The following is a 14,983-nucleotide window of genomic DNA, read 5'->3' as shown; positions in this document are numbered from 1 at the left end:
GTTAAACAAGGGGTTGCAACCGAGAAAGCTCGACTTTGTGGCGGGTGCTGCCGCTTTGGGAGGCACCATTGGCGGCCATCGCAAAGACGGCGAATGGCGCCGGATGAATGACCCGGCGCCGTTCCGTCATGCGGACACGGGAGCTCCGCCGCCTTCGGTGATCGGCCCCTTGTCCCCGCCGGGCGGGGGGGCACCCTGGCCGGATCCGCCATGGGCGGGGGGCGCCTTCTTGAGGAACTTCTCCTCGAAGCGCTGGAGCACCGTATAGAAGGACGGCACGAACAGCACCGCCAGGCAGGTGGACGCCAGCATGCCCGAGACCACGGCGATGCCGATGGACTTGCGCGAATTGGCGCCGGCGCCGGTGGCGAAGACCAGCGGCAGCACGCCGAGGATGAAGGCGAAGGAGGTCATGAGGATCGGGCGGAACCGCAGCCGTGCCGCCTCCACCGCCGCCGCGGTGATGTCCATGCCCTCGGCGCGTTTTTCGCGGGCATATTCCACGATCAGGATGGCGTTCTTCGACGCCAGCGCGATCAGCAGCACCAGGCCGATCTGGGTGTAGAGGTTGTTGGCGACCCCCAGCCCCAAGAGCGCGCCCACGGTGCCAAGCAGCGCCAGAGGCACCGCCAGAATGACCGAGAGCGGCTGGATCCAGCTCTCATACTGGCCCGCCAGCACCATGTAGACCAGCAGGATGGCGAGGGCGAAGACGTAGTACATCTGCGACCCGACCTGCTTCTCCTGGTAGGACATGGCGGTCCATTCGAAGCCCATGCCCGGCGGCAGGGTGGCCTTGGCGATCTGCTCCATCAGGGTCAGCGCCTGGCCGGAAGAGAAGCCGGCGGCATTGGTGCCGACGATGGTCGCGGTCGGATAGACATTGTAAAGCGAGATCAACGGCGCGCCGGGGACGACGCGGATATCGATCAGCGTGCCCAGCGGAACCATGGTGCCGTTGCCGGCCTTCACCTTCAGCGTGTTCAGATCCTCAGGCCGCACGCGGTACTTCGAATCCGCCTGCGCATAGACCTGGAACACGTTGCCGAACTTGTTGATCTGGGTGATGTAGCTCGATCCCACATAGGTGGAGATGGCGTTGAACACCTGATCCACCGTGATGCCGAGCGTCTCGGCCTTGATGCGGTTCACGTCCACCTGGAGCTGCGGCGCGCTCACCCGGAACGAGGTGGACAGGTGGGACAGCGCGGACTGCGCCTGCCCGCGCTCGATGATGGCCTGCGCCACCTTGTCCAGCAGTTCGTAGTCGAAATTGCCGTCGCGGATCTGCGGCTGCATGGTGAAGCCGGCGGCGTTGCCAATGCCCTGGATGGCCGGCGGCACGAGGACCGCGACGTTCGCCTCCTCGATCTTGCCCATCTCGGCGTTGAAGCGATTGTACAGCGAGAGCAGGTCCTGCCCCTTCTGCTTGTCGCGCCCCCCCCAGTCGTTCAGCGTCACGTAGAGCACGCCGGCGCTGCTGAGCGAGGCATTGTTGTCCAGCGCCGAGATGCCGGTGATGCCAATCACGGAAGCGACGCCGGGGATCTTCTTGGCGATCTCCGAGACCTTCGCGACCACCGCGTTGGAGCGCTCGGTGGAGGCGCCGTCCGGCAGTTGGACAGCGAGCACGAAATAGCCCTGGTCCTCGATGGGCAGGAAGGAGGTGGGTACGCGGGTGAGGCCGTAGCCGGCGATGCCGATCAGCACCAGGGCCACCACCACCATCAGGCCGGCGCGATGCACCATGCGATCCATCAGGCCGGCATACCAATGCTCGCAGCGATCGTAGACCGCGTTGAAGCCGCGATAGAAGGCGTTGCGCTTCTCCGGCGGGGTCGGCGGGCGCAGCCATAGGGCGCACTGCGTCGGCTTCAGCGTCGCCGCATTGATGGCCGAGATCAGCGCGGTGGCCGCGATGACCAGCGCGAACTGCTTGAACATCTGGCCGGTGAGGCCGGGAATGAAGGAGGCCGGCAGGAACACCGACATCAACACCAGGGTGATGCCGATCACGGGCCCGAACAGTTCGTCCATGGCCTTTTCGGCCGCCGCCCTGCCCTCCATGCCTTCTTCGATGTGCCGCGCCACGCCCTCCACGATCACGATGGCGTCGTCCACCACAATGCCGATGGCGAGGATGAGCGCGAACAGGGTCGACAGATTGATGGTGAAGCCCAGCGCCGCCATGGCCGCGAAGGCGCCGATGATGGTCACCGGCACGGTGGTGGCGGGCACCAGCGTCGCTCTCCAATCCTGCAGGAACAGGATGATGACCACCAGCACGAGGATGCCGGCTTCGTAGAGCGTCTTGTAGACTTCATCGATGGAGGCCGAGACGAAGCGCGTGGTGTCGAACGGAATTTCGTAGGCGACGCCCTGCGGGAAGTTGGCCTTCAGGTCTTCCATCTTCGCCTTCACCCGCGCTGCCACGTCGAGCGCGTTGGCGCTCGGCAGCTGGAAGATGGCGATGCCGGTGGCCGGCTTGTTGTCGAGGGTGAAGGTCTTGCTGTAGCTCTGGGCGCCCAGCTCGACCCGGCCCACATCCCGCACGCGGATGATCCGGCCGCCGTCCTGGTTGTCCACCTTGACGATGATGTTCTCATAGTCGGGCACGTCGCTGAGGCGGCCCCGGATGTTCACCGTGTACTGGAACGCCGTGTTGGCGGGCGACGGCGGCATGCCGGTCTGGCCCGCGGTGACCTCCTGGCTCTGCCCCTTGATGGCGTTGGTGACGTCGGAGGGCGTCAGGCCGAAGGCCTGCATCCGGTCCGGGTCGAGCCAGACGCGCATGGCATATTCGCCGGCGCCGAAGATGAAGACGTTGCCGACGCCGTCGAGCCGGGCCAGTTCGTTCTGGATATTGATGATGGCGTAGTTGGACAGATAGAGGCCGTCATAGCTGCCGTCGGGCGAGGTCAGCGCCACGAACTCCAGGATCGACGTGCCCTTCTGGAGCACGGTCACGCCCTGCTGCTGCACCGACTGGGGCAGCGAGGCCATGGCGATGGAGACCCGGTTCTGCACCAGCACCTGCGCCATGTTGGGGTCGGTGCCGATGGCGAAGGTGACGACCAGCGTGTAGGTGCCGTCGCTCGCCGACCAGGACTGCATGTAGAGCATGCCCTCGACGCCGTTCACCTGCTGCTCGATCGGCAGGGCGACCGTGTCCACCATGGTCTTGGCGCTGGCGCCGGGATAGCTCACCGTCACCGTCACCGTGGGCGGGACGATATTGGGGTACTGCGCCACCGGCAGGCGCAGCACGCACACGGCACCGATCAGGACGAAGAAGAGCGCGAGCACGTTCGCCAGGACGGGCCGCTCGATGAAAAAGCGCGAAATCATGATCGCCGCCTAGGTGCGAGAGGGCCTGATGCTCAGTTCTTCGGCGCGGACGGAGCCGCGGCGGGGGCGATCGGTTTCTTCGGCTCCTCGGCCACCATGGCGCCCTGCTGCACCGTCACCTTGGAACCGGGGACCGCGCGCTGCATGCCGTTGACGATCACCTGGTCGCCCTTGGCGAGGCCGGCGGTCACGGCCCGCAGGCCCTGGCCCTGGATCTGCCCGAGGCCCACGTTGGTCTGCTTCACCACGCCGTCGGCGCCGACGGTCAGCACATAGCTGCCGCTCTGGTTCGTGCCGATGGTCGAATCGAGCACCAGAACCGTCTCGCTCGACGGGCCCAGCGGCAGGCGGATGCGGGCGAACAGGCCGGGAATGAGGGAGAGATCCTTGTTCTCGAAGATCGCGCGCACCGTCAGCGTGCCGGTATTGGGGTCCACCTGGGGTGCGATATAGTCGAGCTTGCCCTTATGGGGGTAGCCCTCCTCCGTCTGGAGGCCGATCTCGACGCTGATGTTGTTCAGGTCGGCCTGCACGCTGCGCAGGGTCTTGCCCATCTTGGCAAGACCCTCCTTGATGCGCAGCACCTGTGTCTCGGACAGGGTGAACCACACATAGATCGGGTCCACCTCGACGATGGTGGCAAGCTTGGTGGGGCTGCCGTAGCCGACCAGCGCGCCGACATCCTGAAGATGCGCCGTCACCACGCCGTCGAACGGCGCACGCACCTCGGTATAGCCGAGGTTGATTTCGGCCAGCACGAGGCTGGCCTGGGCGTTCTGCACGTCGGCCACCGCGCCGTCGCGCTTGGCGCGCGCCTGGTCGAGGGTGGCCTGCGAGGCGAAGTCCTGCTTGGCGAGTTGGTTCTGCCGGTTGAACTCGGCTTCGGCCTGGACCTGCGCCGCCTGCTTGGCGGCGAGCGTCGCCTTGGCCTGATCCACGTCGGCCTTGTACTGGTCCTGCTCGATGACGAAGAGGGTCGTCCCCTTCTTCACCAGGGCGCCATCCTGGTAATTGATGCTGGTCAGGAACCCCTGCACGCGGGCGTTGAGGTCCACGGTATTGATGGAGGCCGTGTTGCCGGTGAGCTCCAGGTAGCGCGTCACCGGCTGCTGGAGCGCCGGAGCGACCGTCACGGTCGGCGGCGGCGGGGCGACGTACTCGTTCTTCTCGTTACAGCCGGCCACCGCGAGGACGGCCAGCGCGGGCCACAGCACACGGCCCAGCCGTCCGCGGAACATCTCGTCAACCCGCCCCGCAAACCGCACGCAAACCGTCATCACCGTCCCCCGACGTCAAACCCGCCGGATACTACGCAGCGCGCCCGCTCCGTGTCCATGAGCGTCCCGTGCGTCTCGTCGGAGGATCGTAGCAGGGTGTGACGCTCCGGCAGCTTCGCCAGGGCGGCGGCATGAAGCTACCGGAGTCCGCCCAGGGCAACGGAAAGCGCGCCGCGCCGCATTTCCCGGGCTCCTCGCATTGACAAGCCGGCGACCCGTTCATAAGTCTCCGGGCGGCGTGTCAGGCAGCCCGTCGCGGCGTTTTTCGGCCGGGTGTGGCCTAATCGCCGCAGCCGATGCCGATAATACCCAGCGGACTTGCTGACGCCCTATTGCGCGTCGATGAGGGCGCTTTCCCGGAGGGTCCGGCGGCCGTCTCCGCCCTTCGCTGACGTCAGGACGGCACGGATAAGAGACGCGACAGATGCTTGGTGGACTTGCCCGCAAGATTTTCGGCTCCGCGAACGATCGCCGGGTCCGCGGCTATCGCCCCACCGTGGAGGCCATCAACCGGCTTGAACCGGAGATCGCCAAGCTCACCGACGAACAGCTTCGGGGGCGGACGCAGGAATTCCGCCAGCAGATCGCCGAGGGCAAGACCCTGGACGACCTGCTGGTGCCGGCGTTCGCAACCGTGCGCGAGGCGGCCAAGCGCGTGCTGGGGCTGCGCCCGTTCGACGTGCAGCTCATCGGCGGCATGGTCCTGCACGATGCCGGCATCGCCGAGATGCGCACCGGCGAAGGCAAGACGCTTGTGGCGACCCTGCCGGTCTATCTGAATGCGCTCGCCGGCAAGGGCGTGCACGTCGTCACCGTCAACGACTATCTCGCCAAGCGCGACGCCGAATGGATGGCGCGCATCTACGGCTTCCTCGGGCTCACCACCGGCATCATCGTCCACGGCCTCGACGACGACCAGCGCCGCGCCGCCTACCAGTGCGACGTGACCTATGCCACCAACAACGAGCTGGGCTTCGATTACCTGCGCGACAACATGAAGTATGAGCGCGCCCAGATGGTGCAGCGCCCGCACTTCTACGCCATCGTGGACGAGGTGGACTCGATCCTGGTGGACGAGGCGCGCACGCCGCTCATCATTTCCGGCCCGCTCGACGACCGCTCGGATTTCTACAACACCATCGACAAGTTCATCCCGGGCCTCGCCAAGGGCGATTATGACGTGGATGAGAAGCAGCGCTCCGTCGCCATGACCGAAGCCGGCATGGAGAAGATGGAGCAGACGCTGCGCGACGCCGGCCTGCTGAAGTCCGACTCGCTCTACGACATCGAGAACGTCTCGGTGGTCCACCACGTCAACCAGGCGCTGCGCGCGCATACCTTGTTCCAGCGGGACAAGGATTACATCGTGCGCAACGATGAAGTGGTCATCATCGACGAGTTCACCGGCCGCATGATGCCGGGCCGGCGCTATTCGGAAGGGCTGCACCAGGCGCTGGAGGCCAAGGAGCGGGTCACCGTCCAGCCGGAAAACCAGACGCTGGCCTCCATCACTTTCCAGAATTATTTCCGCCTGTACGAAAAGCTCGGCGGTATGACCGGAACGGCCTCCACCGAGGCGTCCGAATTCTCCGACATCTACAAGCTGGACGTGGTGGAAGTGCCCACCAACCGGAAGGTCCAGCGCATCGACGACGACGACGAGGTCTACCGCACCACGCGGGAGAAGTATGACGCCATCGTCAAGCTCATCGACGAATGCGCGGAGCGCAAGCAGCCGGTGCTCGTGGGCACCACCTCCATCGAGAAGTCCGAACTGCTGGCCGAGCGGCTGAAGGAAGCCGGCTTCCGCCAGAAGGACTTTTCCGACGCCAAGGCCTTCACCACGGCCTCGGACGGGCGCAGCTTCGCGGTGCTGAACGCCCGCTACCACGAGCAGGAAGCCTTCATCGTCTCCCAGGCCGGCGTGCCCGGTGCCGTGACCATCGCCACCAACATGGCCGGCCGTGGCACGGACATCCAGCTCGGCGGCAATCTGGAGATGCGCATCGCCCAGGAACTGGGCGAACTTCCGGCCGGACCGGAGCGCGAGGCGGCCGAGCAGAAGATCCGCGACGAGATCGCGGTCCTCAAGCAGCAGGCGCTGGATGCCGGCGGCCTCTATGTGCTCGGCACCGAGCGCCACGAGAGCCGGCGCATCGACAACCAGTTGCGCGGCCGCTCCGGCCGTCAGGGCGACCCCGGCCATTCGAAGTTCTTCTTGTCGCTCGAAGACGACCTGATGCGGATCTTCGGCTCTGACCGGCTGGAAGGCATGCTCAAGCGCCTCGGCCTGAAGGAAGGCGAGGCGATCATCCATCCCTGGATCAACCGGGCCCTGGAAAAGGCGCAGCAGAAGGTCGAGGCTCGCAACTACGACATCCGCAAGAACCTGCTGAAGTATGACGACGTGCTCAACGACCAGCGCAAGGTGGTGTTCGAGCAGCGCGTGGAGCTGATGAACGACGACGACGTCGCCGAGACCGTCGAGGACATGCGCCACGACGTCATCACCGATCTCGTCGCCAAGTACATCCCAGTCAATTCCTATCCCGAGCAATGGGATGTGAAGGGTCTCGACTTCGCGGTGCGCGACGTGCTCACCCTCGCCCTTCCCATCGAGGACTGGGCGAAGGAGGAAGGCATCGGCGGGCCGGAAGTCACCGAGCGCGTGATCCAGAAGGCCGACGAGTGGATGGCGGCCAAGAGCGGCCAGTACGGCCCCGAGCTGATGCGCTACGTGGAGAAGTCGATCCTGCTGCAAACGCTGGATCACCTCTGGCGCGAGCACATCGCCATGCTGGACCACCTGCGCCAGGTGATCGGGCTGCGCGGCTACGGCCAGCGCGATCCGCTCAACGAATACAAGTCGGAAGCCTTCCAGCTGTTCGCCGCCATGCTCGGCCGGCTGCGCGAGATCGTCACCGCCCAGCTGATGCGGGTGGAGATCGTCTCGACGCCCCAGCCCACGGAACTGCCCCCCATGGAGGCGCATCACATCGACGCCTCCACCGGCGAGGACGAACTGGCGAGCAGCGGGGCCGCCATCGGCGTGCGGCCGGAACTGGCGCTGGCCGGCGACGTGGCGGTGGCCGACCGCGATCCCAACGACCCCTCGACCTGGGGCAAGGTGGGCCGCAACGAGGCCTGCCCCTGCGGCTCTGGCAAGAAGTTCAAGCACTGCCACGGCCGCTTCGCCTGAGGCCGGGCGAGGCGGGCCAGCCAATACCTTGCCGACTTTCAAATTGAGAAGCCCCGGGCGGTGATCCGTCCGGGGCTTTTCTTTTGCGGGGGGCGGGACGGCCGGCTCAGGCGAAGTCCAGTGACTGGCGCGCGTGCAGGCGGCGGTAGATGCCGCCCTCCAGCCGCAGCAGCGCCTCGGGCGTCCCCTCCTCCGCGATGCGGCCGCGATCGAACACCAGCAGGCGGTCGAGCGTGCGCACGGTGGACAGGCGGTGGGCGATGACCAGCGTGGTCCGGCCCACCATCAGGCGCTCCATGGCCTCCTGGATCTGCGCCTCGGATTCCGAATCAAGGCTGGAGGTAGCCTCGTCCAGGATCAGGATGGGCGCATCCGCCAGGAAGGCGCGGGCAATGGCCACCCGCTGGCGCTCCCCACCGGACAGCTTCACGCCGCGCTCGCCCACCAGGGTGGCGTAGCCGCGCGGCAGGCGGGCAATGAAGTCCTCCGCATTGGCAAGGCGCGCCGCCCGCTCGATCTCGGCCCGGCTGGCGTCCGGCCGGGCATAGGCGATGTTCTCCGCCAGCGTGCGGTGGAACAGGATCGGCTCCTGCTGCACCACGGCGATCTGTCGGCGCAGGCTGCCCTGCGTGACATCGCGGACATCCTGCCCGTCCACCAGCACCCGGCCGCCGGTCACGTCGTACAGCCGCTGGATCAGCTTGACGAAGGTGGTCTTGCCCGACCCGGACGGCCCGACGAGGCCGACGCGCTCGCCGGCAGCGATCGCCACCGACAAGCCGTCATAGAGCGGCGTCTCATGCCCGGCATAGTGGAAGCGCACGGCGTCGAACATGATCCGTCCGCTCGCCACCATCGCCGGCACTGCGCCGGGCTTGTCGGCGATGGTGACCTCGGTCGCATGGATCTCCGCCAGTTCCTGCATGTCGTTCACCGAGCGCTGCAGGTTGTGCACATGGAAGCCCACGTCGCGCAGATAGCCGTGCACCACGAAATAGGTAGTGAGCATGTAGGCCACCTCGCCCGGCGTCGCCTGCCCCTGCCACCACAGGATGAGGCCCGTGCCGATGATGGCCGTGCGCAGCAGCAGGAGCGCGAACAGTTGCGCCGTGCCGCTCCAGGTGGCCGCCATCCAGGTGCGGCGGGTGCGGGTGTTCCACTTGCGCAGCACGCGGGCCAGCCGCCCCTCTTCCCGCGCCTCGGCGCCGAACCCCTTCACCACCGCGTTGCAGCCGATGGCGTCGGCCAGCGTGCCGCCCACGCGGGTGTCCCAGGCGTTCGACAGGCGGGCCGCAGGCGCCACATAGGCGATGGACAGCGCCACCGTCATGCCGATGAACACCACGGCGCCACCAGCCACGACCATTCCAAGCACCGGCCATTGCAGCCACAACATCACCGCCGCGCCCGCCAGAACGGTGACCGAGGGCAGCAGCGCCACCAGCAGGGTGTCGTTCAGCAGGTCCAGCGACCACATGCCCCGCGAGATCTTGCGCACCGTGGAGCCGGCGAAGGCATTGGCATGCCAGTCGGAAGAGAAGCGCTGGACGCGGGCGAACGCCTCCTGGGCGATGTCGGACATCATCACCAGCGTCAGGCGCACAATGCCGACGAAGGCGGCATGGCGCAGCGCCACCATGCCGAGCCCAAGCCCGAGGATCATCAGGAATGCCTCGGTAGCCGTCGCGCGGGCGGCAAGACGGGCGGCCTCGCCGGGCACGCCCTCGGCGGCAGCAAGGGCGTCCACGAGACGGCCCGCATAGAGCGGCACCAGCACCTCGCACAGCGTGGACAGCGAGATCACGCCGATGATGGCGGCGATCACCCTCGGCTGGAGGCGCCAATGCCCCCAGAGAAAGCCAAAGACGAGACGGAATGCGCCTGAGCGCTTGGTATGACGCAAGAGCGACATGATCATGCCCGGCGGCGCACGCGCGCACCGGCCTTCTGATGGAACTGGGGATGTTCGGCAGGCCCCATGGGCCGCTGACGATGCGCTGGAAGACAGCGAAGCGAGCCGCCTGGGCGACCGCGAACCGGCGTCGAAATGCGACCCGGCTAACTCCCCCGCGGGGGCGTGATACGAACCATCGGCCCCTCCTCGGTGGGTTGACAGGAGCGCCTTGGTAGACCCTGGCGCGACGTCAGGTCAAGCCGTGGGCTGCGCCGGCCGGTCCCGAAGCCGTGAGCGCCAGATGGCCGGGCCCCGCGCGCGAGGGGGTGGCGCCAGACGCAAAAGCCCGGCGCGCGAAACGCACCGGGCCTTGCAATTCAATGTCTTGGCTCGGCCTATTGGCCGAAGCCGCCGGGCGAGACGATGGGCGTTGCGCCCATCAGCACGGACGCCTGCGCGGCACCGCTATCGGCGCTGGCAGTCTGCGTCTGCCTCCGCACGGCGTCATTGGCCGTGGTGGCCGGCAGCGTGCCGGGCGCAGTTGCGGCGACTTCCGGCGCCCCCGGCCGGGCCGCGAGCGCTGTCGGGCGATTGGCCGCCGCGGGCGTGCTGGCCGCGATTTCCGCGTCGGACTTCGGCGGGCGCACGTTGGCCGGATCGAAGGCCGGCACGCTGCTGCTGCCATAGGCGAGACGGGCGGTGCTGTTCTCCTCGCCGTTCAGCTTGGCGAGAAAGATGGGGTTCATGCCGCCGTCGCGGCCGGTGCGCACGGGGGCGACGGGCGTATTGGGAGCCAGTTCGGCCATCTTGGCGTCGTCGGCACGCTGCTTGGCGCTGACCGCGCTGGCGATGGCGGGGGGCACCGTATAGCTCGGGCAGGCCGCAGCGGGGTTGAAGGACTGGCCGAGGGGCGCCTGGGCGTCGAACACATACTGGCGCCCGCACACGTCCACCTTCGGCTCCTGGCGCGTGACCTCGAAATGGTCGTAGCCCTGCTTGAGGTTGCGCCAGAACGCCATGTTCGGATTGTTGCGGTGGCGCGCCATGTTCTGCGGCGTCATGCGGAAGGGCATGGCCTGGATCTGGAACGAGCGCTGCCCGCCCGCGAACGACTCGCGCGCCAGGGCGAAGATCTCGGCGATCTGCTCGTCCGTCATGGCGTAGCAGCCGGCCGACGAGCAGTCGCCGTGGATCATCAGGAATTCGCCGGTCCGCCCGTAGGACTTGTCGAAGGCGTTCGGGAAGCCCGTGTTGATCGAGAGGTAGTAGCTGGAGTTCGGGTTCATCAGCCCCGGGGTGATGGTGTAGAAGCCCTCGGGCGCCTGACGGTCGCCAATCTTCACCTTGGGCCCGAGCTCGCCCGACCAGCGGCAGATGGGATAGGTCTTGAGCAGGGCGTAGGTGCCGTCGCTCTTGGTCTTCCAGACCTCCAGCTCGGATTCTTCCTTGAACACCCGCACCAGGATGGGGCTCGGCGGCGCCATGTCCTTCTCGGACATCAGCGACAGCATCTGCGGCGAGAGCGGCTGCCTGGCCCTCGCCGAAACATCCGACCCCTGACCATTGCAGGCGGCCAGCGCGAGCGACATTGCGGCAGCCATGGCCGCCAGGCGCGCGCGGGAGAAAATCTGAAGCGGACGGCTCAACACGGAACTCCTGGGTCCGATCCGGGCGCGGTGAGCGAGAATTCTAGCGCTGTCTACCCTTGCCGGCGGGTTACCGCAAGATGGCGAAATCGCGGAAGAACCATCGCTCTTTGCGGCAGGTGAACCGGCAATTGCGGCCAAGATGCGATTGTTCCCTTGCGTCGGGCTTCCTTCCGGCGGCACTGCCCACCACTATCTGGAACTATGGTTTACAGCGTGCGGCCAATGGCCAGGAACTTCGCCCGCCGCGCCTTGCGCACGGCGTCCGCGTCGAGACCGGCAAGAGAGGCCAATGCCTCGGCGATGGCATCGCCGGTGGCTGCGATCGCCGCCTTGGCATCACGATGGGCGCCGCCCACCGGCTCCCGCACAATGCCGTCGACGACACCGAACTTGAGCAGGTCCTGCGCGGTGATCTTCATGTTGGTGGCGGCATCCTGCGCCTTGGCGGTGTCGCGCCACAGGATCGAGGCTGCCCCTTCCGGCGAGATGACGCTGTAGACGGCATGCTCCAGCATGAGCACCTTGTTCGCCGTGGCGATGGCGATGGCACCGCCCGAGCCGCCCTCGCCGATGACCACCGCCACATTGGGCGCACCGAGCGCCAGGCAGGCATCGGTGGAGCGGGCGATAGCCTCGGCCTGGCCGCGCTCTTCCGCGCCGATGCCCGGATAGGCGCCGGCGGTATCCACCAGCGAGATCAGCGGCAGGCCGAAACGGTCCGCCAGTTCCATAATGCGGGCCGCCTTACGGTAGCCCTCGGGGCGCGCCATGCCGAAATTGTGCCGGATGCGGGTCTCCGTGGTGGAGCCCTTTTCATGGCCCAGCACGCACACCGCCTCGCCGCGAAACCGGGCGAAGCCGCCGATGATGGCTTCGTCCTCGCCATATTTCCGGTCGCCGGCCAGCGGCGTGAAATCGGTGAACAGCCCGGCGGCGAAATCGCCGAAGTGCGGCCGCGCTGGATGGCGCGCCACCAGGGTCTTCTGCCAGGGCGTCAGGCTGGAATAAAGCTGGCTGAGGGCCTCGCTGGCCTTGGCTTCAAGGCGCTGAACCTCGTCGGCGATGCTCACCCCGTCGTCCGGCGAGGACAGCGCGCGCAGTTCTTCCACCTTCGCCTCGAGCTCGGCCACCGGCTTCTCGAAGTCCAAATAGCTACGCATGCACGCCCATGGGGTTTGAGATGACATCCGCCCCCCGCCTTGGGGCGCGCGGAAGCTGCCCCCCGCGCCGCGGGGAGTCAAGCCGCACGCCCTATCCCCGGAACGAAGAGGCAACCCTTATGTGGGGTGCGGCGTTGTCAGAATTGAGACCACGGGAGCGATGCATCATGCCGCAGGGAGACAAGCCGGACCGCGAGGACAAGGCGTCGCGCCAGGGAAAGCCGTCGCGCCCGAGCCAACCGCCGGCCGCCGGGCCTCATGCGAAGCCGAAACTGACCGATCCGTCGAAGACCCCCGGCAGCGGAACGCTGCCCTCCCCTGACCACCCGCACGATGGCGATGCGACCTCCGGGTAGCCAGGCCCACGGGCGCCGCTCCCGTCCGGTCCAACCCGCCGCCGGCGCGACCTGATCACGCACGCGACCTTCCGGCAGGCTCGCGTGCGATCAGCCTTGTTCGCACGCCCCCTCCCCGGTTATTGCTGCGCAGCGATGTTGCATCGCCCGAGGGCACCGCCGGCTAGGCGCGGCGCTCCGGGCGAGCCAGACGAGGACCCTTGCCCCCATGCGCGCCCTTCTCGACGTCATCCTGCTCGTCCTTCAGCTCTATGTGTGGGTTCTGATTATCGCAGCGGTGCTGTCCTGGCTGATCGCCTTCAATGTGGTGAACCCCTATAATCAGGTGGTCCGCACCATCACCGAGATCGTCTTCCGCATCACCGAGCCGGTGCTGGCGCCGATCCGCTCGATCCTGCCCAGCCTCGGCGGCATCGACCTCTCGCCGATGGTGCTGATCCTGCTCATCTTCTTCATCGAGCGGGTGATCGGGCTCTACATCTACCCTTACGTGTTCTGAGCCGCGATGCCCTTCTGGCGCGAGGCCGCCGACGGCCTGGAGGTCAGCGTCCGCGCGACCCCGAAAGGCGGGCGCGACGCGCTCGACGGCGCGGTGGTCCTGTCCGATGGGCGAGAGGTGCTGAAGATCCGCGTGCGCGCGGCACCGGAGGACGGGGCCGCCACGGCCGCCGTGGCGAAGGTGCTCGCCGGTGCGGCGGGCGTTGCCCCGTCCGCCGTGCGCCTCGCCTCCGGCGCGACCGCGCGCCTCAAGGTGTTCCGCATTTCGGGTGATGCCGCCCGCCTGCGCGCGACGCTCGAAGCCGCCGTCGCCGCCCTCTGATTTTCCCACCGTCGCGGAAGCGCAAACGGCCCGCCGAGGCGGGCCGTCCGGGCGAGGCATGCGCCGATCAGGCGACCTTGCGCTCGGGGGCTTCCTCGCCGAGCGTCCACGGCGCGGGCGTGTGGCGGGTGTCCACCATCTTGTTGTCCACGCCGTTCTCGTCGAGGAAGGTCTTCTGCTCGCGATAGGTCATGGCCCAGGCGCGGTTGAACTTGTTGAACAAGCCCTGGTCCCAATAGTCCTCCAGCTTGAACTCCTTCTTGGAGAACACGTCGTAGCTGGGGATCTGGTAGGTCTCGGCAAACTCCACCGTGCGGCTGTCGTAGGTGAAATAGATCGACGGCGTGCCGTTGGAGAGGGCCATCAGGTTGCCGTGCAGGCGATAGCCGAGCACCAGATCCTTCTGCTGCACGAGCGACTCGTAGTCGGCCACCACGTCCGAGTAGAACAGCCGCTCGCGGTGGAGCTTCTCGATCTCGTCGTCCCAATACCAGTCGGACACCCATTTGTTGGCCTTCAGGGCGGCGATGGCTTCTTCCCGCTGCTCGGCGGTGCCGAACACGATCTTTTTCTCCTCCACCTCGCCCTGGGCCATCAGCACCACGTCCCAGCGGCTGGCGCACTCTTTTACCAAGTCGCGGTGGAAGGTGAGGTAGCGCTTGATGTCCTGCGCATAGGCCGGCGACACCTCGCGGCGGCAGGTGATGCCCACCTGCTTCACGTCCTCCAGCGCCGGCAAAGTGATGGCCAGATTCGGGTCGTTGCGGCGGAACGCGGTGGGGCAGCCGACGATGCGGATGTTGCGGATGCCGATGTCCCACAGCACCTGCGCCGAATAGGCGCCGCGCACGCCGATGGAGGCGGAGCTGTCGGCCATCATGTGGAGCACCGTCTTGGTCTCCTCCGACAGCTCCATCTCGCCCTTCACCGGCGCCTGCGCGCCGATGCCATAGGCAATCACCGGCAGCTTGAGGCGCTTGAGCACCTCGATGGTGCGCTGCCATTTCATGTGGTTGTGGACGTAGTTCGAGCCCCGCAGGAAGACGTAGTCATACTCCTCCCGCAGCCGGTCGATGTCGTCCATGTTCGGATTGGCGATGGGCAGCACGCCGAGCTTGTCGAAATTCATCAGCTTCAGCGATGAATCGAACACGAAGGCGTCGCCGATGTTGTGGTAGTGGTCGATGCTGCGCTGGACATCCTTGTAATTGTACCAGCGGACGCAGTCGTGGTCGTAGACTTCCCCCGACGGGATCATGACGAGTACGCGGGCCATTCGT

Annotated in this window: 9 protein-coding genes; 3 read left to right on the top strand and 6 right to left on the bottom strand. The window is 66.8% G+C overall.

What is annotated here, in order from left to right; genetic code table 11:
* Positions 1 to 126 precede the first annotated feature (126 nt).
* The gene (locus YU1_RS29545; RefSeq protein WP_084539876.1) at positions 127 to 3,348 is read right to left on the bottom strand and encodes an efflux RND transporter permease subunit; all 3,222 of its coding nucleotides are present in this window, start codon (positions 3,346 to 3,348) and stop codon (positions 127 to 129) included.
* 32 nt (positions 3,349 to 3,380) lie between these two features.
* Positions 3,381 to 4,586 carry an efflux RND transporter periplasmic adaptor subunit gene (locus YU1_RS29540; RefSeq protein WP_051356873.1) on the bottom strand — a complete coding sequence of 402 codons (1,206 nt, stop codon included), beginning with the start codon at positions 4,584 to 4,586 and terminating at the stop codon, positions 3,381 to 3,383.
* A 463-nt stretch (positions 4,587 to 5,049) separates the two neighbouring features.
* Between YU1_RS29540 and secA the strand changes: the two genes are divergently transcribed.
* Positions 5,050 to 7,824 (top strand): preprotein translocase subunit SecA, encoded by a 2,775-nt coding sequence (secA, locus tag YU1_RS0114470; protein ID WP_029004682.1) that lies wholly within the window; start codon positions 5,050 to 5,052, stop codon positions 7,822 to 7,824.
* A gap of 106 nt (positions 7,825 to 7,930) precedes the next feature.
* Here the strand turns inward: secA and YU1_RS0114465 are convergent, their stop codons facing one another.
* The 3 genes from YU1_RS0114465 to YU1_RS0114455 all read right to left on the bottom strand — a co-directional run bounded on the left by YU1_RS0114465 (position 7,931) and on the right by YU1_RS0114455 (position 12,527).
* Positions 7,931 to 9,736: an ABC transporter ATP-binding protein gene (locus YU1_RS0114465; protein ID WP_029004681.1), complete on the bottom strand. Its 1,806-nt coding sequence runs from the start codon at positions 9,734 to 9,736 to the stop codon at positions 7,931 to 7,933.
* A 377-nt stretch (positions 9,737 to 10,113) separates the two neighbouring features.
* Complete coding sequence (locus YU1_RS29535) at positions 10,114 to 11,364, bottom strand: L,D-transpeptidase family protein (protein WP_425339155.1); 1,251 nt, start codon at positions 11,362 to 11,364, stop codon at positions 10,114 to 10,116.
* Positions 11,365 to 11,573: 209 nt separating this feature from the next.
* Positions 11,574 to 12,527: an acetyl-CoA carboxylase carboxyltransferase subunit alpha gene (locus YU1_RS0114455; protein ID WP_029004680.1), complete on the bottom strand. Its 954-nt coding sequence runs from the start codon at positions 12,525 to 12,527 to the stop codon at positions 11,574 to 11,576.
* A gap of 564 nt (positions 12,528 to 13,091) precedes the next feature.
* Here YU1_RS0114455 and YU1_RS0114450 point away from each other — a divergent pair.
* Both YU1_RS0114450 and YU1_RS0114445 read left to right on the top strand, forming a co-directional pair.
* Complete coding sequence (locus YU1_RS0114450) at positions 13,092 to 13,382, top strand: YggT family protein (protein WP_029004679.1); 291 nt, start codon at positions 13,092 to 13,094, stop codon at positions 13,380 to 13,382.
* Positions 13,383 to 13,388: 6 nt separating this feature from the next.
* Positions 13,389 to 13,703 carry a DUF167 family protein gene (locus tag YU1_RS0114445; protein WP_029004678.1) on the top strand — a complete coding sequence of 105 codons (315 nt, stop codon included), beginning with the start codon at positions 13,389 to 13,391 and terminating at the stop codon, positions 13,701 to 13,703.
* Between the two features lie 67 nt (positions 13,704 to 13,770).
* On the opposite strand, the gene YU1_RS29530 is transcribed toward YU1_RS0114445, so the two are convergent.
* Positions 13,771 to 14,979 carry a polysaccharide pyruvyl transferase family protein gene (locus tag YU1_RS29530; RefSeq protein ID WP_035715406.1) on the bottom strand — a complete coding sequence of 403 codons (1,209 nt, stop codon included), beginning with the start codon at positions 14,977 to 14,979 and terminating at the stop codon, positions 13,771 to 13,773.
* Between the last annotated feature and the right edge of the window lie 4 nt (positions 14,980 to 14,983).

The organism is Azorhizobium doebereinerae UFLA1-100 (assembly GCF_000473085.1).
In the GTDB taxonomy this organism is placed as follows: domain Bacteria; phylum Pseudomonadota; class Alphaproteobacteria; order Rhizobiales; family Xanthobacteraceae; genus Azorhizobium; species Azorhizobium doebereinerae.
The sequence above is the reverse complement of the archived record's forward strand: the minus strand, read 5'-3'. Positions and strand labels throughout refer to the sequence as shown.